Source organism: Methylobacterium sp. A52T, from assembly GCF_053346095.1.
The window spans coordinates 1-19075 of the sequence record NZ_JBKFBI010000120.1; the positions used below are offsets into that span (position 1 = coordinate 1).

General features: G+C 72.4%; 15 protein-coding genes and 1 pseudogene. 8 read left to right on the forward strand and 8 right to left on the reverse strand.

Features of this window, described 5'->3' with window-relative positions; all coding sequences use genetic code 11:
* Window positions 1–20 precede the first annotated feature (20 nt).
* From ACLBYE_RS23225 to ACLBYE_RS23235, 3 genes are all read right to left on the reverse strand, one after another.
* Window positions 21–1337, reverse strand: a complete 1317-nt coding sequence (locus ACLBYE_RS23225) for a cytochrome P450 (protein WP_447695972.1) — start codon at window positions 1335–1337, stop codon at window positions 21–23.
* A 59-nt stretch (window positions 1338–1396) separates the two neighbouring features.
* Window positions 1397–2536, reverse strand: coding sequence for a helix-turn-helix transcriptional regulator (locus tag ACLBYE_RS23230; RefSeq protein ID WP_447695973.1), 1140 nt, complete (start codon window positions 2534–2536; stop codon window positions 1397–1399).
* Between the two features lie 154 nt (window positions 2537–2690).
* Window positions 2691–4547, reverse strand: a complete 1857-nt coding sequence (locus tag ACLBYE_RS23235; RefSeq protein WP_447695974.1) for a di-heme-cytochrome C peroxidase — start codon at window positions 4545–4547, stop codon at window positions 2691–2693.
* 412 nt (window positions 4548–4959) lie between these two features.
* On the opposite strand from ACLBYE_RS23235, the gene ACLBYE_RS23240 reads away from it, so the two are divergent.
* Window positions 4960–7782: a hypothetical protein gene (locus ACLBYE_RS23240; RefSeq protein WP_447695975.1), complete on the forward strand. Its 2823-nt coding sequence runs from the start codon at window positions 4960–4962 to the stop codon at window positions 7780–7782.
* 828 nt (window positions 7783–8610) lie between these two features.
* Here the strand turns inward: ACLBYE_RS23240 and ACLBYE_RS23245 are convergent.
* The gene (locus ACLBYE_RS23245) at window positions 8611–8829 is read right to left on the reverse strand and encodes a hypothetical protein (protein WP_447695976.1); all 219 of its coding nucleotides are present in this window, start codon (window positions 8827–8829) and stop codon (window positions 8611–8613) included.
* A 319-nt stretch (window positions 8830–9148) separates the two neighbouring features.
* On the opposite strand from ACLBYE_RS23245, the gene ACLBYE_RS23250 reads away from it, so the two are divergent.
* Window positions 9149–9760: a phosphatase PAP2 family protein gene (locus tag ACLBYE_RS23250; RefSeq protein ID WP_447695977.1), complete on the forward strand. Its 612-nt coding sequence runs from the start codon at window positions 9149–9151 to the stop codon at window positions 9758–9760.
* Between the two features lie 14 nt (window positions 9761–9774).
* Here ACLBYE_RS23250 and ACLBYE_RS23255 read toward each other — a convergent pair whose 3' ends face one another.
* Window positions 9775–9966 (reverse strand): DUF1127 domain-containing protein, encoded by a 192-nt coding sequence (locus ACLBYE_RS23255; RefSeq protein ID WP_447695978.1) that lies wholly within the window; start codon window positions 9964–9966, stop codon window positions 9775–9777.
* Between the two features lie 293 nt (window positions 9967–10259).
* On the opposite strand from ACLBYE_RS23255, the gene ACLBYE_RS23260 reads away from it, so the two are divergent.
* From ACLBYE_RS23260 to ACLBYE_RS23280, 5 genes are read left to right on the forward strand one after another with little or no spacing between them, the layout of a single operon-like run.
* Entirely contained in the window at window positions 10260–10781 is a 522-nt protein-coding gene (locus tag ACLBYE_RS23260) for a MarR family winged helix-turn-helix transcriptional regulator (RefSeq protein WP_447695979.1), read from the forward strand.
* On the forward strand, window positions 10778–12820 hold the full coding sequence (locus ACLBYE_RS23265; protein WP_447695980.1) for an FUSC family protein: 2043 nt from the start codon (window positions 10778–10780) through the stop codon (window positions 12818–12820). Before ACLBYE_RS23260 ends, ACLBYE_RS23265 begins: the two co-directional genes overlap by 4 nt.
* Window positions 12817–13026 (forward strand): DUF1656 domain-containing protein, encoded by a 210-nt coding sequence (locus ACLBYE_RS23270; protein ID WP_447695981.1) that lies wholly within the window; start codon window positions 12817–12819, stop codon window positions 13024–13026. Before ACLBYE_RS23265 ends, ACLBYE_RS23270 begins: the two co-directional genes overlap by 4 nt.
* Before the next feature lie 57 nt (window positions 13027–13083).
* Window positions 13084–14031 carry an efflux RND transporter periplasmic adaptor subunit gene (locus ACLBYE_RS23275; RefSeq protein ID WP_020095882.1) on the forward strand — a complete coding sequence of 316 codons (948 nt, stop codon included), beginning with the start codon at window positions 13084–13086 and terminating at the stop codon, window positions 14029–14031.
* A 52-nt stretch (window positions 14032–14083) separates the two neighbouring features.
* On the forward strand, window positions 14084–14971 hold the full coding sequence (locus ACLBYE_RS23280; protein ID WP_447695982.1) for a VOC family protein: 888 nt from the start codon (window positions 14084–14086) through the stop codon (window positions 14969–14971).
* Between the two features lie 35 nt (window positions 14972–15006).
* Here the strand turns inward: ACLBYE_RS23280 and ACLBYE_RS23285 are convergent, their stop codons facing one another.
* The 3 genes from ACLBYE_RS23285 to ACLBYE_RS23295 form a co-directional block, all read right to left on the reverse strand.
* Window positions 15007–15456 (reverse strand): DUF6691 family protein, encoded by a 450-nt coding sequence (locus ACLBYE_RS23285; protein ID WP_447695983.1) that lies wholly within the window; start codon window positions 15454–15456, stop codon window positions 15007–15009.
* Window positions 15457–15459: 3 nt separating this feature from the next.
* Window positions 15460–15885, reverse strand: coding sequence for a YeeE/YedE family protein (locus tag ACLBYE_RS23290; RefSeq protein ID WP_447695984.1), 426 nt, complete (start codon window positions 15883–15885; stop codon window positions 15460–15462).
* A 391-nt stretch (window positions 15886–16276) separates the two neighbouring features.
* Window positions 16277–16600 carry an ArsR/SmtB family transcription factor gene (locus tag ACLBYE_RS23295; protein WP_447695985.1) on the reverse strand — a complete coding sequence of 108 codons (324 nt, stop codon included), beginning with the start codon at window positions 16598–16600 and terminating at the stop codon, window positions 16277–16279.
* Between the two features lie 598 nt (window positions 16601–17198).
* On the opposite strand from ACLBYE_RS23295, the pseudogene ACLBYE_RS23300 reads away from it, so the two are divergent.
* Window positions 17199–19075 (forward strand): annotated as a pseudogene (locus ACLBYE_RS23300) (autotransporter outer membrane beta-barrel domain-containing protein); the annotation flags it as partial.

The window sequence follows — 19075 nt, forward strand, 5'->3', positions numbered from 1 at the left end:
GCGACGTCCCGCGCGCCGGGCTAACCGGGCCCGGCGGCCCCCGCCGGCCCGCCGGCGCAGGAGATCCGGAACGCGGTCGGGAACGGCGTGCCCCCGTCCTCGACCGCGCCCTCGGCCCGCACGGCGTCGCGCAGGAGGATGCGGCGAACGATCTCCGGGACCATCGCGCCCGCCACGTAGCGGCCGAGGCACTCGTGATGGCCCCGGCCGAAATGGAGATAGGTCTGCTCCGGGCGGGCCGGGTCGAAGCGGTCCGGGTCGGGCACGCCGGTCGCGTCGAACATCGCCGACAGGCTGAGGGGCAGGACGACCCGGCCCTTCGCGATCCGGCTCTCGGCCGGGCTGCCCCGGCCGAGCACGTGGTCGGTCTCCGCCTGGCGGAACATGAAGGCGACGATCGGCGCGAAGCGCAGCGCCTCCCACACGTAGCCGTCGAAGGCGGCGGGTCCGGTCCGGGCGGCCGCGCGGGCCGCCGCGAGGACCTGCGGCCGGCCGAGGAGCTCCGCGAGGGCGTGCACAACCGCCTCCGACGTGGTCTCGATGGCCCCGATCAGCAGGCCGCCGACGTTGATGACGACGCGGTCCATGCCGAAGCCGGTCGCCGCCGGCAGGTGCAGCCGGAGCAGCCGGGTGAGGACGTCGTCGGGCAGGTCGGCGCCGGCCTCGATCGCCGCGACGCGCGCCGGGATGATCCTGGCGAAGGCCGCCCGCATCTCCTGGCGCGCCAGATCCGCCGCCGCGTGGATCGCGTCGGCGTCCGGGCGCTCGTCGAAGGGGAGGTTGTTGAACTGGTCGAACTGGTTCGCGTACGACCAGCGCAGCAGGTCGGCATCGGGCGCCGCGAACCCGAAGAAGCGCTGCACGATCCGCAGCGGGACGCGGCGCGAGACCGACGCCACGACGTCGATGGATCCGCGGCCCGGGTCGAGGGCCTGGTCGAGGGCTTGGTTGAGACCCTGGTCGAGGGCCGCGTCGGTCTCGGCGCCCGCCAGATCGCGGATCGCCGGGAGGTCGCGCCAGGACAGCACGGCGCGCATGACCGCCTTGTCGCGGTAATTCACCTCGGTGCCGTCGAGCGCCAGCATGAACTCGCCCATCTTGGGCTTGTAGAGCGCGACGGAGAAGACCTGCGGCAGGGACAGGATCTCCTCGACCTCGGCGCGGCCGGCGACGAGGATGGCCGCGCCGCAATCCAGGGCGGTGCGCCGCGCGCGCAGCTGCGCGAAGAAGGGCCGGGGCGCGCGGGCGATCCAGTCCCGGGCGCGCTGCCAGCGCTCCGCCACCGGCAGGGCCTCCAGGAAGGCGAGGCAGGGCGTCTCGGGAGCGGCGGCGCGCATGCACGACCTCCTGTGGCGTTCGCGGAGCGGCGCGGGCCGTCCGGCCCGACGCCCGGTGGTCAGTTGAGCGAGACGTCCAGCCCCTCGCGCAGGCGCGCCACGAGCTCGCCCTGCCGGTGCGTCTCGGTCTTGGCGAACAGGGCGCGCAGCTGGGTGCGGGCGGTGGAGATCGCGATGCCGCGGTCCTGGGCGTGGTCGTCGAGGGACCGTCCCGAAGCGACCGCGTTGGCGAGGATCGACTCGGCGACGGTCAGCCCGAACAGCTTCTGCAGCCGCGCGGCGTTGCTCCCCTGGACCTTCGGGGTCCCGGTCCGGATCACGATCGCCAGCTCGGCCCGCACCTTCGACCCGGTGCCGGCCGGACGCTTCGACAGCGGGTGCAGCGACACCCGGTAGGGCATGCCGCTCTCGCCGCAGGTCACGGTGATGTGGTCGGCCTGCGTGATCGCGACGTCGCCGCTCGCGGCCGCGAGCGCCTCGCCGGCCGCGCGGGCGATCCGCCGCCCGGTCTGGCTGTCCTTGAGGACGAGGCTGCCCTTCACGAAGGACAGGCCGGTCCGGGACCGCGCCAGCGCCTCGGCGGCGCGGTTGGCGTGCGCGACGCGCAGGTCGGAATCCGTGAGGATCACGGCGGCGTCGAGCAGGTCCAGGGCGGAGGCGAGATCGGACGTGCGCTCGGAGGCCTGCCGCATCAGCGCGTACAGCTCGAAGGCCCGGCGCAGGTGCGGGACGAGCATCGCCAGGCGCCGGACCTCGTCGGACCGGAAGGGGCCGCCCTCCTCGCCCCGCATCGCCGCGAGCGTCGCCATGACGTCGGCTTCCTTGGCGAAGTAGGTGACGAGGCTGTGCTCGATCTCGAAGGGCTGGACGACCTCCTTGAACAGGGCCGACTCGCGGAACTGCACCGCGTCGACCCCCTCCTCGGCGCGGATGACCTTGCCCTGGTTCGACAGGATGTAGGGGAGGCGCGGATCCTCGGTGGCGTGCCGGTAGAGGAACTCGCGGTACCGCGACCGCTCGAAGCCGGACACCGCCCAGAGCGGCTTGCGGCTCCCGTCGAGGCTGAACACGGCGAGCTGGCCGACCCGGCCGCCGACGAAATCGGTCAGATCCTCCAGGAGCGCCGACCACTCCTCCGGCTGGCCGACGCGGTCGTAGATCGACCCCACCAGAACCGAATACGCCTCGAGATCCTGCATGGCCACGCTCCGCGCTGAGTGCGAGTCTTGAGTGTCGTCAGATCTCCAGCCGTCCGGTCGGGTCGACAGGTGCTGAAATCGGTTGTTCCATTACGGATGCAATCGAACAGCAAATCAATACTGATAAGATGGAAATCGAAACCGCGGAGCGCGCCTACAGGGTTCGCAGATACTCCAGGAGCTGCCGGCGCTGCGCCTCGTCGAGCTGCTCGGTCCCGTAGGCCGGCCCCTCGTGGCCGGTATTGGCATTGCCCGGCAGCGCGGTGTCGAACAGGAACGGCCCGACGTCGGACCGGAACCCGATCCGGTCCTCGTCCAGCTCCCGGCTGCCGACCCGGAACGTCCTGGATCGCCGGCCCGAGGGCAGCAGGAGTTCGTACAGGTTCGGCACCGAGCCGTTGTGCAGGTACGGGCCCGTCGCCCAGATGCCGTTGAGGGGCCGCGCCTTGTAGACCATGAGGTCGCGGTCTCTCCGCGCCCCGACGAACGCGGCGACGAGGCCCTTGCCGCCGGCGGTCGAGACGTCGTCGAGCATCGCGTTGCGGGCCTCGAGGGCGGCGGCGCCGCGCTTGAGCAGCCGGTCGAGGATGACGGTCTGGTCCGCCCCGACGCCCGCCGGGTCCGGCCCGCGGTCGAGGGGCGCCAGGATCGCGCCGGCGACGAGCGTGGCCACGAGTTCGAGGCTGCTCGTCTCGGCGGCCAGCGGCGGCGTCGTCGCCAGGAACGGCATCCGGATCCCTTCGAGGATCCCGGTCCGCGCGCGCCGGGACACGGCGTTCGTCGCCATCTTCGGGTCGGTCCCGATCTCCGCCAGCGGCGTCAGGGTCACCGTCAGCGTGCGGTTCGCGCCGGTCGGGGCGATCGCGTGGCAGGACAGGCAGTACCGGTCGTAGTGGACCTTGCCGGCCGCGGCGTCCCGGGCCTGCGCCTCGGTGCGCGGCGCGATCCGGTCGGGCCAGGCCGGCGCCGTGAGGGCGCCCAGCTGGTTCTCGATCCGAAGGAGGTTGACCCGGTCCGCCGAGGTCTCGAACCAGAGCGGCGGCAGGGTCGGTTCCCGGATGTCGGTGCGGGCGAAGACCCCCAGCACCTCGCCGACGTTCCGGCCCAGGCGCTCGACGGCGAGCCCGTTCGCGGCGGAGCCGTTCCACTGCACCCGGTCGTGCCACGACGTATCCCACAGGAACGGGTAGCTGACGGGCGCGTCGGGCGGGGCGATGTTGTGCGGGTCGCGCAGATCGATGCCCGTCGCCCGGTTGAAGATCATGCCGAACGCGTCGAGGCGTGCCGGCCCCCAGGGCACCGCGGTCCGGCTCGACGCGACGTAACGGGAGAAGTCCTCGGCCAGCCGCGTCAGGCTGGCCCGCAGGCGGCGGCGGTCGGGCTCGGACGGGCCCGTCCCCGGCGCCGACAGTTCCGCCGGGATGACGCGGCGGGCGAAGCGCTCGAAGTGCGCCGGGTCGTCGCGCGTCCGCGCGAGGGCGCGGCCCAGTTCCTCGATGAAGGCGAACATGTCGGCATCGGCCGGGCCGCCGTCGATCAGGATCGACCGACCGCGCAGGTCGACCCGGTTCACGTGGCAGGCGGCGCAGGTCATGCCGATCCACTCGCCGCGATCGTCGACGTCCTTCACGAACCCGATGGGGAGCCCGCTGCGGTCCGATCCGCGCGTTCCGTCGTACGGGTTCGGCAGGTAGCCGAAGCGCGCGAGCCCGTCCGCGACGAAGAGCGTGTCGTCGTCCGGGCGCTCCAGGGACATGAACCAGGCGTACGGCATGATCTGCGAGCCCTGGCTCGCCCGGTAGAACCACGCGCGCTCCTGCGGCGTCCAGGATTGTTCGAGAAAGTGCGGGGTGCCGCCCGGCCTGTCGCCCGGCCCGTCTGCCGGTCCTCGGTCGGCGGCGCGCGATCCGGCCTGCGCCGGGAGCAGGATCGCCGCGGTGAGCGCGACGACGCGGGCGGTCCGGCGGGCGGTCTGGCGGGCAGTCCGGCGGGCGGCCTGGGAGCGGGTCACGATCGCACCTGGGACATGGCGGGAACCCTGCCTTCGCGAAGCGTCTCGCCGATTTCAATAAACGCCGATCCCCGTGCGCGCGTCATTCGAATGGATGATGTTCGAATACAGTTTTTCTGTGAGTGTCGGCGCGCCGGTAGTTTCGGTCTCCGGTGGTGCAGCGCTCCTGCTCGACCGCAATGCTGGTTCGGGTAACCCATTCTCCCGATCGTTGTTCTCGATACCGTTTATCCAGCGGTTACTGATCCCGTAAAATTTTATCGTCACTTGTTTCGACATCGGGCGGAGAGATGTTCGGGAGGTCACCGATCAGGACGGCCGGGGCGCGGTCGCTGTCGTGCCCCGGCGGCTGAACCGCACGGTCCGGCACGGTCCGGCAGCGCGCGGGCGATAGCGGGCGATAGGAGGAGCGATGAGCGCCAGTGTCGCGGACATCCAGGCGGATGCCTCTCCCCACCATCTGCCCGCCCTGACGACGGGCCGGGACGCGTGGTTCCTCGACACCGAGCAGGCGCTCGCGGAGGAGATGGATCATTTCTGCGGGCCGCCGGAGCCCGGCGATCGCGCGCCCTGGCAGGCGCGGGCCGACCAGGCCCGGCTCGCCGCCCTGTGCCTGTCCGGCGGCGGGATCCGCAGCGCCACCTTCTGCCTCGGCGCCCTGCAGGCCCTGGCCAGCCGGCGGATGCTCGGCGAATTCCACTACCTGTCGACGGTATCGGGGGGCGGTTTCGCCGGCGGCTGGTTGCAGACGTTCATCCGTCAGTGCGGCGGCATCGCCGAGGCCGAGCGCCAGCTCGGCGGCTCGGGCAACGAGATCTTCGCCAAGCTGCGGCGCTACACGAACTACCTGACTCCGGAGGTCGGGATCCTGTCGCGCGACACCTGGGCCGGCATCGTTCTCTACATCCGGAACACGATCCTCAACTGGTTGATCATCTTCCCGCTGCTGCTGTTCGTCCCCCTCGCGCTGCTCGCCTACCGGACGGCGCTCGAGGCTGCGAGCGGCAGCACGCTGTGGCTGCCCCTGGTGCTCGGCAGCGCGGCGCTGTTCGTCGCGACGTTCAGCGCCTGCACCCTCCTGCCGAGCCATCGGCCGCGGACGGGCGGCGTCACGGCGTACGCGTCCCCGGGGCGGATCGCGGCCTGCATCATCGCGCCGACCTGCGTCTGGGCCCTCGCGCTGCCGTTCACGCTCCGCGCGCTGTTCGAGCAGCCGCTGCCGCTCTCGGGCCTCTCCCTGTGCCGCCTGGGCCTCGCCTACTTCGCCGTGCAGGTCGCGGCCTATCTCAGCGGCCTGATCTGGCAGACCTCGAAGGGCCATCCGGGCCTCTGGCTGTACGAGCGGAATCTCGGTCCCTGGCTCGCCAGCAGCCTCGTCTCGGCCGGGCTGATCTGCGTCTGCGCCGACGCGTCCATCGGCTGGCTGGTCGGTGGCTCCGCTGCCGGCTTCGACGCCGCGAAAGCCGAGGTCTCTCAGATCCTGACGGTCGCGGCCCCGCCGGCGCTGATCGTCATCCACCTTCTCCAGAGCGTCATCTTCATCGGGTTCCGGAAGAGCGCCGAGTGCGCCGACCTCGACCGCGAGTGGGTCGCGCGGGTCGACGGCCAGCTCCTGCTGGCCGCGATGGGCTGGACAGGCCTGTGCCTGTGCTGCCTCGTCCTGTCCGCCGACGCCCTCGGCCGCCAGGACGCGCAGATCCCCGCCCTGTTCGGCGCGCTCGGCGCCCTCGCCACCGGCCCGGCCGCCGCCTTCCTGGGCAAGCAGGTCTTCGTCCGCGCGCAGTCCCTGGCCGCCAAGGGACGCATGGACGACCTCGTGATGATCGGCCTCAGCGCGATGGCGGCGGTCTTCGGGATCAGCCTGTTCGCCCTGATGGGCTGGTGCCTCGGCCGCTTCCTCGGCCAGGCGCACGATTGGTGGGGCAACTGCCTGCTGCCGCGCCGGGCGCTCGGCGGCGCGGACGCCGGCGCGGATGCCGGCTCCGTCTGCGGCATCAACCCCTACGGCATGATCGTGATCCTGGATGTCGCGGTGGCGGCAATCCTGGCCGGGGCCGTCTGGCTGTTCGGCCGCGTCAACGTCAACCGCTTCTCCATGCACGGCGTCTACCGCAACCGCCTGACCCGGGGCTTCCTCGGCTCGGCGCGGACGCGGCGCGACGCCGATCCCTTCACCGACTTCGACGAGGAGGACAGCCCGCGCATCGCCGATCTCGGGAGCGAGAAGCGGCTGCTGCCCGTCGTCAACATGACGCTCAATCTGACGGATCTCCTCCACACCGAGTGGGCGGAGCGGAAGGCCGCCTCGTTCACCGCGACACCCTTCGCCTGCGGCTCGGCGATCCTCGACCGCGCCGACAGGGCGCGCGACCGGCCCGGCACCGTCGGCCCGCGCGGGGCCTACATCCGCACGTCGCAATATGCCGGGATGGAGACCTCGGGCGACCGCGTCAGCGCGGGCCGAGGGCCGCTGCTGGGCGGTCTGCTGACGATCTCCGGGGCCGCGGTCAGCCCGAACTGGGGCTATCACTCGTCGCGCCTGATCGCGTTCCTGATGACCCTGTTCAACGTCCGGCTCGGCGCCTGGCTGCCCAACCCCGCGGTGGCGCGCCGGGACGACCTCAAGCTCGCCAAGCCGAGGAACTCCGTGCTCGCGCTCCTGAGCGAGCTCGGCGGCCGCAGCACCGATGTCCGGCAGGCGATCTACCTCTCGGATGGCGGCCATTTCGACAATCTCGGCGTCTACGAGATGCTGCGGCGGCGCTGCGCGCGGATCGTGGTGATCGATGCGGGCCAGGACGAACGCTGCACGTTCTTCGACCTCGGCAACGTGATCCGGAAGGCCGAGGTGGACGGGTTGGCGAAGGTCCAGATGGGCGAGATGCGCATACTCCCCCGCGCGACGATCGAGCGCGAGGGCAAGCGTGCCGGTGCGCTGGGCTACGCGCGGGGTACGATCGCGTATCCGGGGGCCCGCGACGCGGCTTCGCTGATCTACATCAAGCCGAGCTTCCTCGATGACATCCCCGCCGAAGTCCGCGCCTACGGCGCCACCAGCCCGGCCTTCCCGCACGAGAGCACGGCCAACCAGTGGTTCTCGGAGAGCCAGTTCGAGAGCTATCGCGCCCTGGGCTTCTACCAGGTCAGCAAGATGTTCGGCTCGCAGCTCACGACCTTGTCGGACTGGTCCGTGTATCTCGACAGCGAGATCGGGCGCCGGACCGCGGATTCCTAGCGCGGGCGACGCCGGACGCGCGCCTCCCGATCACGGTCGCTCGGCCGAACGCTGCGGCCGCGCGGACGCGCAGGTCCGGGACGGCCGGCGCCGGGGCGGGGTTCCCGTCGCGCCGGTCGCGTCCCGTCGGCGCCTCGTTGGCGCCGCGTCGTAGCAGAGCGGAAGATCAGTTCCTTCCGGGACGGTCAAAGCGCAGGAAAACCGGTGCCGATCCGGCCGCGCTCAGGATCTCGGCACGTCGTCCAAGGCATCGCGGCTCGACCAGAGCGCCCCCTGTGCGCGGCATCCCGAGCGCCGCCCGGCCGGCGGGGCGGGGAAGTCCTTCGAACCCGCGCGCGGTCTGTGTCGAGCCGGCCACCGTCTGCCACGAGACCGAGCGACCGAAGCTGATCGGGGCCGGGATTATTTCGTGCGCAAGCCAGATCGGTGAAGCGAGGGGCGTGGAAACTCTATTGCGCGGTCCGATCAGGGCATCGACTGAGAAATCTACGTAAACTTGCGCGCTGCAGAGGTGCGGAATCGATCAAATGATGGATGCGTTAATTGAAAGTAGCTGCTAGGACACGGCGTGATGTCGTGCGGAGGAGCGGATGCGCTACCGGGCCGTAAGTGTCTTGGATGTGTCGGCGATGGCTTCGGAAGAGAACCCGACGGACGAGACCCTCATGCTCCGCGAGCACATCCGCCGAATCCTGCGCAAGCTCTCCCGCGCGCGGGCCGAGCTTCAGTACGGCTGAACGGCGCGGGGCATGCCGGCATCGGTGCGGATCGCCGCGCCCGCACCGTCGCGATGCGCGGCGTCGCGCGCCGGTCCGAGCCTCCGCGGTCTCACGCGGTGACGTCGGTGTCGTGGCGGCTCGGCGCGGGTTCGACGTCCCGACAGGACGGGGTGTAGGCGCACCAGCCGCACTGCCCGAGGTCGGCCGCCCGGGGCGCGTTCCACTGCGAGCACAGCGGGCAGACCTTCAGCACGAGCTTGGCGCCGTGCGCGAAGGCCAGACCGCGGCCGCGGAACGTGACTCTACCCTGAGGGAGATCAGTGGACATCGTCGCCCTGACTGTAACACAGGTTAGTCACTGGAATCTGTCCAATCTGTCCGGTTCCGTCAACTCTGGGCCGGCCTGACGGGTATTCGGGGCCGATCCGCGTGTCCGATTCCGCCGATCCTGGCTGAGATCCTGGCCGATCCTCTCCATCCGCCGGGCCCGAAGTCAGGCGATCACGGCCTCTCCCATCCGGCCCGTGCGTTCGCCGACGCGGCGCGCGTTCCTGACCGGGCGCGGCTTCGGCGGCGGGTGCCGTTCGCGGGGGCCTCGCCCCGCGGAGGCCGCATCGAACGAACGCCCGTCGGGCGCGTTTATGGCCATGCTTGCGCGAACCCCGAACAGACCGTCCGACGTCGCAGCTCTCGGCACGGCCAACCGGTTCGAGGCGGCCGACGTCGCCCTCGGCCTCGGGCTGGCACGCGCGAAAGACCACCCCGTCGTTCGAGCGGTGGGGACGGCGAGCGAGATCGGGAGCTGGCAGTCCCTGCTCTCGCTGTCTGCCGGCACCCTCGTCCTGGGGCTCATGGTGCGCGATCGCCGGATGGCGGAAGCGGGGCGGCACATGCTGCAAGCCGGTCTCCTGGCCGGTGTCGTCAAGACGAGCCTGAAGCGGACGGTGCATCGGACGCGCCCGAACGTCCTGATGGACGAGGGGGTCTACGTGCGGGGATGGCCGGGAACGGGCGTCGGTCCGTGGCAATCCTTCCCCTCGGGTCATTCCGCCCTGAGCACCGCCGTCGCGCGCGCCGCCGCGCGCGCCTATCCGGAGATCAGGGGACCGTCCTACGCCGCCGCGGCCGGCGTCGTCACGGCGCAGGTTCTCCGCGGGGCGCACTTCCCCGCCGACGTGCTGGCGGGTGCCGTCATCGGCATCGCCGCGGAGTTCGCCGTCGACCGCCTGACACGCGACCGGCGCAGGTCGCCGCGCTGACGGCGCCGGGATCCTCAGGCCGCGCCTCTCCGCCCGGACCGCGCCGAGGCGATGCGCTTCACGTCACATCCCACGAGATCGAGATCCGCGAGGTCGCGCTCGCTGAACGACGCGAGTTCGCTCCGCGCACGACGGCAGTCGAGCCATCGCCTGATGAGGGAGAACAGAGCCGTCATCTGATCCTCCTGGTCTGCGGAGACCGACATGCCCTGTGCGCCGCTCCGCGACCGTGACGAAGGTCACGGACGCCCGGGTGCCTGGCCCGCCTCATGAGCGGGAAGGTGGGAGCTCGGCGGCCGCGAGGGGCGCATCGCCGAGGCCGGCGCCGCGTTCCTCGCGGACCGGGCTTCCGGCCTCGAAGATCCGCGGGATGGACCACCCTGCGTTGCGACCCGCCGGCGCGCGCCCTTGAACAGCGCCGCGCTAATCGATAGTTGACTATCAATATCGGTGCGGGGCCGCCCGATGCGCGTCACCACGATCTGCCGGGAGGCTTGAGATGGCAGCCAAGACCCTGCGGCAGCTCCGCCTGGCCTACACCCACACGCTGCTGCTCTCCGGACGCCAGTGGCGGCGCCTGGCCAACGCGGCGACCGAGGCCTACGGCATCTCGGAGGCCAAGGCCCTGCCGCTGGTGCTGATCGCCCGCATGGGCGGCGAGCCGCGCCAGACCACCCTGGCGGACGCGATCGGCATCGAGGGGCCGTCGCTGGTGCGGCTCCTGGATCAACTGGAGAAGGCGGACCTCGTCGCGCGCCGGGAGGACCCCACCGACCGCCGCGCGAAGGTGCTGACCCTGACGCCCGCGGGACAGGCGGTCGTCGCGCGGATCGAGGCGGATCTCGAGCGCCTCAGGGAGACGGTGTTCGCGACCGTGAGCGCCGCGGACCTGGAGGCCGGCCTGCGGGTGTTCCAGGCCCTGCAGGATCATCTCCGCGGCGAGGACGGGCTCGATGGGGCGGAGTCCGGGGCGGAGTCCGGGGCGGAGTCCGGGGCGCGTCGAGGCGAGGCCGCGGAATGACGCTCCCCGGCTGGCGCGACTGGGCCTTCGCGCTCAAGACCTTCGGTGCCGGCATGCTGGCCCTGTTCCTGGCGTTCTGGATCGATCTGCCGAACCCCTACTGGGCGCTCGGCACCGTCTACATCACCAGCCAGGTGCTGGCCGGCGCCACCCGCTCCAAGGCGCTCTACCGGGTGCTCGGCACGCTGCTCGGGGCCGTGGTCACGGTCGCCCTCGTGCCGAACCTCGTGAACGCGCCGGAACTCCTGACGCTCGCCATCGCGACCTGGGTCGCGACGTGCCTGTACTTCTCCCTCCTCGACCGCACCCCGCGCAGCTACCTGATGATGCTCGGCGGCTACACGGCGGCGCTGATCGGCTTCCCGGCCGTGGGCGATCCCGGGGCGATGTTCGACGTCGCCGTGGCCCGGGCCGAGGAGATCACCCTCGGCATCCTCTGCGCCAGCCTCGTCAACACGATCGTGCTGCCGCAATCGGTGGCGCCGGTGATCTCCGGCCGGCTCGACCTCTGGCTGCGCGACGCGCGGGGCTGGGTCATCGACGTCCTCGGCCGCACCCGCGCGACGACGGACACGCAGGCCACCCGGCTGAAGCTGGCCTCGGACGCGGTCGCGTTCGAGGCCCTGGCGACGCCGCTGCGCTACGACATGACCGGTGCGGAACGCTCGGCGGATGCCATGGCGACCCTGCGCCAGCACATGCTGATGTTCCTGCCCATCGCCTCGGCGGTCTCGGACCGCATCGAGACGCTGGAGCGGGCGAGCGCGCTGCCGCAGCGCCTGCGCACCCTCCTCGACGCCATGGCCGCCTGGCTCGCCTCCGGAACCACCGAACAGGCCGAGGCCGACCGCCTGAAGGCCGAGGCGGACGCCCTCGAACCCGGGCTCGGGGAGCGGCCGTCCTGGGACGCCCTCGTGCTGGCGAGCCTCCTGGCGCGGCTGCGCGACTTCATCGACCTGCGCCAGGACGCCCGGATCCTGCAGCGGCACATCGCGGACGGCACGCCGGTCACCGAGGACCTGACCTTCCGGTACACCGCGGCGGCGCGCACGATCCGCCACCGCGACCACGGCATGGCGCTGCTGTCGGCCCTGGGCGTGTTCCTGACCATCCTGGTCACCTGCGCGATCTGGATCGCGACCGGATGGCCGCACGGCTCGGCCGCCCCGATGATGGCCGCGGTCGGCTGCTGCTTCTTCGCCGCCCAGGACGATCCCGCCCCGTTCATCGTCAGCTTCGCCAACTCGGCCATCGTCGGCGCCCTGGGGGCGGGCGCCTACCTGTTCGCGGTCCTGCCGCTGGCCACCACCTTCGAGATGCTGGCCCTGGCGCTGTCCCCGGCCCTCCTGGCCTGCGGGGTGTTCATGGCCCAGCCGAGGACCGCGCCCCTGGCGATGGGCGCGGCGGTCAACGGCTCGGCCATGATCGCCCTCCAGGGCAGCTACACGGGGGACTTCGCGGCCTTCACCAACGCCTCCGTCGCGGTCATCGTCGGCATGTGGGTCGCGGCCATCGTCACGCGCCTCGTCCGCTCGGTCGGCGCCGGCTGGTCGGCGCGGCGCCTGCGGGCCGTCAACCGCCGCAGCCTCGCCCGCGCCGCCGGGCGCCAGGGCGCGCAGAACGGTCTCGAACTCGCCGCGCTGATGCTCGACCGGGTCGGCCTGATCGCGCCGCGGCTGGCCGCCCTGCCGTCCGACGACGCGGAATGGACCGCCGACCTCCTCGCCGAGGTCCGGGTCGGCATCAACGTCGTGGAGCTGCGGCGCGACCGACGGCAGCTCTCGGAGCCGGCCCGGGCGGCGGTCGAAGCACTCCTCGTCGCGCTGTCGCGGCACTTCGCGGCCGCGCCGGGGCAGCCCGCCCCCGGCCTGCTCGATGCCGTCGACGGGGCCCTCGACGCCGTCTCCCGCGACGCGCGGCAGGCGGCCGGCCGGGCCGCGCTGATGGGTCTCGTCGGCGTCCGGCGCGGCCTGTTCCCGGACGCGCCGCCCTACCGGTCGACGCTGCCCACCACCACGCATCCGGAGCTCGCGGCATGACGGGTGAACTCGACCTCTACGGTGTGTTCGTGCCGAGCCTCGCGGCCTGGATGCTGATCGCCTTCGCCCTGAGCCTGCTCCTGCGGCGGGTGCTGGCCCTGACCGGGTTCTACCGCATGGTCTGGCACCGGCCCCTGTTCGACCTCGCCCTCTACGTCGTGCTCCTCGGCCTCGTCGTCTCGGTCGCGGTCCCTCTCACCTCCTGACCGGCGGGCTCGTCCGGCCGCCCGATCTCGCCCTGCCCACACCTTCCGGATCCCTCCATGCCCCGGCTTCTCGCCCTCTCGTTCCGCCTCCTCGTCACCCTCGGGACGGTCGCCGCCGCGATCGTCGTCGGGCTGGCGCTGTGGGACTACTACATGGAGGCGCCGTGGACCCGCGACGGGCGCGTGCGCGCCGACGTGGTGCAGGTGGCCCCCGACGTCTCCGGCCTCGTCACCGAGGTGCTGGTGGCGGACAACCAGGTGGTGAAGCGGGGCGACGTGCTGTTCCGCATCGACCCCGAGCGCTTCGATCTCGCCCTGCGCCAGGCGGAGGCGGTGGTCGAGGGCAAGCAGGCGACCGCCGAGCGGGCCGCGGCCGACTACGTCCGCTATCAGAAGCTCAGCGACGCCGCCGCGTCCCAGCAGAGGGTCGAGGCCGCCCGGGCGACCGACCTGGAGGCCAGGGCGGCGTACGGGCAGGCGGTGGCCGACCGTGACCTCGCCAAGCTCAACCTCGAACGCTCCGCGGTGAAGGCCGCCGTCAACGGGCGCATCACCAACATGGAGCTGCGTCCCGGCACCTACGTCTCCACCGGGCGGGGCGTGATGGCGCTCATCGACAGCGACACGCTGCGCGTCGAGGGCTATTTCGAGGAGACGAAGCTCCCGCGCATCCATGTCGGCGACAAGGCCAGCGTCCGCCTGATGGGCGAGACGTCCACGCTGAACGGCCGCGTGGAGAGCTTCGCGGGCGGCATCGAGGACCGCGAGCGCACGGCGGGCTCGAACCTGCTGGCCAGCGTCAACCCGACCTTCGCCTGGGTCCGGCTGGCCCAGCGCATCCCGGTGCGGATCAAGCTGGACGACGTTCCCGACGAGACCCGCCTGGTCGCGGGCCGCACGGCGACGGTCGCGGTCGCGTCCGAGGGCGGGACCCCGCATTTCAGCCTGTTCGGATCCTGGCGCGGGGCGCCGGAGCCCGCCGCCCGGGAGACGAGGAGCCGCTGAGGGCCGGCCGGCGATCCCACCTGTCGGACGGACAAAGATCGGGAGACGAACCATGGCGACACCCGCTTCGAGCCGGCCCCCGGCCGGGCCGGACCGCGTCCTGGCCGAGGCGCCGTACCGGATCGGTGCGGTGACCCTGGCCGTGCACGACCTCGACGCGCTGACGCGGTTCTACCGGGACATCATCGGGCTCGGCATCCTCTCGGAGACCGAGCGTGCCGTGCAGCTCGGGACGGGCGACGCGACGCGCCTCGTCCTGCGCCGTGACCCCAACGCGCGGTCACGGGACCCGCGCGAGGCCGGCCTGTTCCACACGGCGTTCCTGCTGCCCGACCGGAGCGACCTCGGTGCCTGGCTCCTGCACGCGGAGCGGCACGGCATCGCGCTCACGGGCGGCGCCGACCACCGCGTGAGCGAGGCCGTCTACCTCGACGATCCGGAAGGCAACGGCATCGAGATCTACGTCGATCGCCCGGCATCGGCGTGGCCGCGGGCGTCGGACGGTTCGGTCGTGATGCGCAACGAACGGCTCGATCAGGCCGGGATCGTCGGTGCCGCGACACGTCCCTGGTCTGCGATGCCGGCCGCCGCCTGCGTCGGGCACGTCCATCTCCAGGTGGGCGACCTCGGAGCGGCAGAGCGCTTCTACGCGAACCTGCTCGGCTTCGACGTGATGTGCCGCTATCCGGGGGCCCTGTTCCTCGGCTCTGGCGGCTACCACCATCAGCTGGCCGGCAACGTCTGGAACAGCCGCGGTGCGGCCGTCAGATCCGAGGGGCGGACGGGCCTCGCCGAGGTGGTGCTGCTGGTCGATCGAGCGACCCTGGCATCGACGGGAGACCGTCTGCGCGAGGCCGACGCGCGCCTCGGCGAGGACGACGGCGCGCTCGTCGTCCGCGATCCCTGGGGCATAGCTCTGCGGCTCCAGCCCACCGACTGACAGCGTCGCCGACGCTCCGCCGGGCGCGGCGCGCTTCAGGCGCCGGTTCCCGGCACGGCCTCCGGCTTCGGACGCACCGGCGGCACGAGGCGGAACAGCAGCATGCCGGCCACCATCGCCGCCACGAAGGTCAGGGCCTCGGCCGGGGCCACCGTCAGGATGGTGAGGGCGGGGCCGGGGCAGAGGCCGACCAGGCCCCAGCCGAGGCCGAAGATCGCGGCCCCGGCGATGAGACGCGGGTCGAGGTCGCGCCGGGTCGGGACATCGAACCGGGGCGCGAGCACCGGCCGGCCGCGCCGCAGCGCCAGGCGGTAGCCGGCCGCCGAGACCGCGACGGCACCCGCCATGACGAGGGCGAGGCTCGGGTCCCAGCGGCCCGTCACGTCGAGGAAGGCGAGCACCTTGGCCGGGTCGGCCATGCCCGAGACGAGGAGGCCGAGGCCGAACAGGAGGCCGACGGCGAGGGCGGAGACGGTCTTGGCCATGGCTCAGGCTCCGACGAGACGCCGCGCGACGAGGACGGTGAGGATCGCGACGGCCATGAACGTGCCGGTCGCGGCCAGCGAGCGGGGCGAGCCGCGTCCGATGCCGCAGACCCCGTGGCCGCTGGTGCAGCCGGATCCGAGGCGCGCGCCGAAGCCGACCAGCAGGCCCGCGACGACGAGGAGCGGGAACGACGCCCCGATCGTCACCGGCGGCAGGTCGCCCCCGAGACCGCTGTAAGCGACCGGCGCCAGGACGAGGCCCGCCACGAAGGCGGCCCGCCAAGCGGCCCCGCGCGCGGGCGGGACCAGGAGGCTGCCGAGGATGCCGCTGATGCCGGCGACGCGCCCGTTGAGGAGGAGGAGGAGCGACGCGGATGCGCCGATCATCGCTCCGCCGAGAAGGGCGCCGACCGGGGTGAAGTCATCCATCTCGATCTGCCCACAGCTCCGGTCCAGGCGAGGCCCGGCTCGGCGGCGGGGAACGCTGTCCCGCGCGAGAACATTAGACGGTTCTTATTTAGCGTACCCTAATGTTCTGCGGCAAGCCCGCCATCGCCGGACGGACGGGAAATCCCGGGTCGCTCGCGGTGCCGCACCGGCGCCGCCGGGAGGTCGAGCGCCGGAGCGACGCGCCGGCCGGCTTCCCGGAGCACGCGGGCCCCTCCGCGGTCGCCGCGCGCGCGACGGGTAGCGGGCTCGCTCTCGCTCTCGCTCTCGTCATCGCCGCGATGGCGACGCGCCGGTGCGGGCCGAGCCTGCGGCCGCGCAACCGGCCGGACCGTTCGGGGCTCGCGGTGGAGGTCCTGCGTGGCTGACGCGGTCAGGCGAGTTCCGGGCAGAAGATGTCCTTGAGGGTCGCCAGCACGCGGGCGACCCGGGGATCCTCCAGGCGGTAGTGGAGCGTCTGGCTCTCGCGCCGGTACGCGACCAGCCCGTCCTCCCGCAGCTTGGCGAGGTGCTGCGACAGGGCCGACTGGCTGAGCCCGACCGCCTCGGCGAGGCTCGTCACGTCCATCTCGCCGCGGGCGACCAGCAGGCACAGAATGAGCAGGCGCTTCTCGTTGGCGAGGAGACGGAGCAGACGGGCCGCGTCGCCGGCCCTGTCCTGAAGGCGCATCAGTTCGTTCGGCGTCACGGCGTCCATCGGTCCGGATCCAGGCGCTCTCAGGGTCTCTTATTTAGCGGACCCTAATATATCGAGGGCGTCGCCATTTGCCACGCCGGCGCGCGCCTTGCCTCACCGAGCAGCTCGGCGAGCGTGTCCGGTTCCGATGGCCGCTACGGGGACGAGACCCGGCAGGACGGCCGTCGAGGGGCAGCCGTCATTCCTGTTCCGTCTGTCGCCTGTGGCGGTGTGAAACGCGTCCTCCGACGGGGTGGGCAACGCCGACCATCTGAAATCCACCGCACCTACATTGCTGCACCGGTGACGCCTCCAATTCGGTCCTGGCGCGACCTCGAATACCTGAGGACATCTAAACATGGCCTCAGATACCGGAGATCGTGAATTCAATAAGAACTATGGGCCCGGCCGCCGTCAGAAATAACGGTCTCGGTCCGCGGATTTGCTCCGGAAATGGGAAAAGTAGCGCCAGCCTCGGCCGGAAATCTCGTTCTCAACGATTTGTTAACCATGCGCGAGGAATGCATTCAAAACTTCGTGTGGGCGATCGCTGCGCGCTCTGAGCAGCGAAGACTCGGATTTTTTTCTTGAGACAGCTGCGCGGAGAGACGCGTTCCTGATGGCGTACCGGCCAAGTCAGCTCCGTGTCCCGCGCCGCGACCGGCAGATCCGCGATGGCGGACGGCTCGTCGTCGCGGCCAGCACCGGCCTGGTCCTGGTCCTGGTCCTTGACCTGCCGGCGCGCGCCGCGGAGCGACCTCGGCCCGAGGTGGTGACCGCCACAAGCGGCCGCGACGGAAGAGCCAACGTCATCGCGTCGAATGTCGTCGCGACGCCCGGTGCCGACGGCCCTGACCTGTCCTTGATCGATGTCGATGCCGCGGCCGCCGGCAAAGACCTCGCCGCGACGATCCGAACCGGTTCGGTGGGCGGAGCGGGCGGGCGCGGCGACGCGATCCCGGGGCTGGCATCCATCCCGGGCGCGAGCGGCGGGCGCGGCGGTGCCGTCGCGGTGACGCTCGGAGAGGATGTGAGCGGAGAGGGGGATCAGGTCGGCTACACGACGCGCGCCCGCGTCTCCCAGCTCCAGTTCCGGCCGATCCCGCGGTTCTGGGTCTTCTCCCGGGGTGGGAACGGCGGCGACGGCCAGAAGGATGTCGGCGCCGGCGGCGATGCCGGGCCGGCGACCCTGACCCTGTCGTCCCGCGTCGCGACCGAGGGGCAGGCCTTCCTGGGGGTCCGGGTCAGTGCGGTCGGCGGCGATGCCGGCCGTGGGGGCACCGACGCCGACCAGACCGCCTCCAGACGGGGCGGCGCCGGCGGCGCGGCCGCGCTCACGGTGACGCGCTCCGGGCAGGTGACGACCGACGGTGTCGGGGCGACCGCGGTGATCGTCGAGTCCATCGGCGGCGCGGGCTCGATCCGCGGGTCCGGGACCTTCTACAGCAACCCCTTCGTGACGCCGGGCGGCGCGGGCGGCACCGCGCGCCTCGACATGGCCGGGACCATCCGGACCTCCGGCGACTATGCCCTCGGCGGCCTCGTCCAGAGCATCGGCGGCGACGGCGGGATACAGCCCGATGCCGGCGGCCGGCCCGGTGGCCGGGGCGGTGACGGCGGGACCGTCACGGTGACCCAGAGCGGCACAATCGTCACGGCGGGCGACTACGCCCTGGGCCTCGTCGCGCAATCGGTCGGCGGGCCGGGCGGCAAGGGCGGCGGCGGCGTGTTCGGCGGCGGCGGCGGGGGCGATGCCGCCCCGGGCGGATCGGTGACCCTGACCAACAGCGGGACGGTGGCGACGTCCGGCGCCGGGGCGACCGGCCTCGTGGCGCAGAGCATCGGCGGCGGCAGCGCCCTCTCGGCCCTGCCGCTCGCGGCCCTCGACGTGGCGCCCGGGAGCGGCGGCGGTGCCGGAGGCATCTCGCTCTGGTTCGGCCGCGGCGGCGCCGGCGGGACCGGGGGCGCGGGCGGGACCGCGGAGATCGTCAACGCGGGTGGCCGGATCACGACCGAGGGCGACTCGGCCTTCGGGGCGTTGGTGCAGAGCATCGGTGGCAGCGGCGGCAGCGGTGGCGGCGCCTTCCCGGCCGGGGCCTTCTTCGCGGTCGGCCTGGGCGGCAGCGGCGGCGGCGGCGGTGATGGCGGTCTCGCGCGCTTCACCGGCCGGGCCGGCGCGATCGAGACCGGCGGGGCGGGATCGACGGCCGTGCTGGTGCAGAGCATCGGCGGCGGCGGCGGCGCCGGCGGGGACGTCAGGAGCGTCGCGGTGGGCGCGGCGCTCTCCGCGTCGTGGGCGATCGGCGGATCCGGCGGCAAGGGGGGCAACGGCGGCGAGGCCCGCATCGAGAGCAGCAGCACCGTGACCACCGCCGGGCTCGGGGCGGACGGCCTGGCCGTCCTCAGCATCGGCGGCGGCGGCGGTGTCGGCGGCCTGGCCAGCGCGACGGCGATCGCGACGCCCCTGGCCACGCCGAGCGGGCAGTCGCTGCCGAG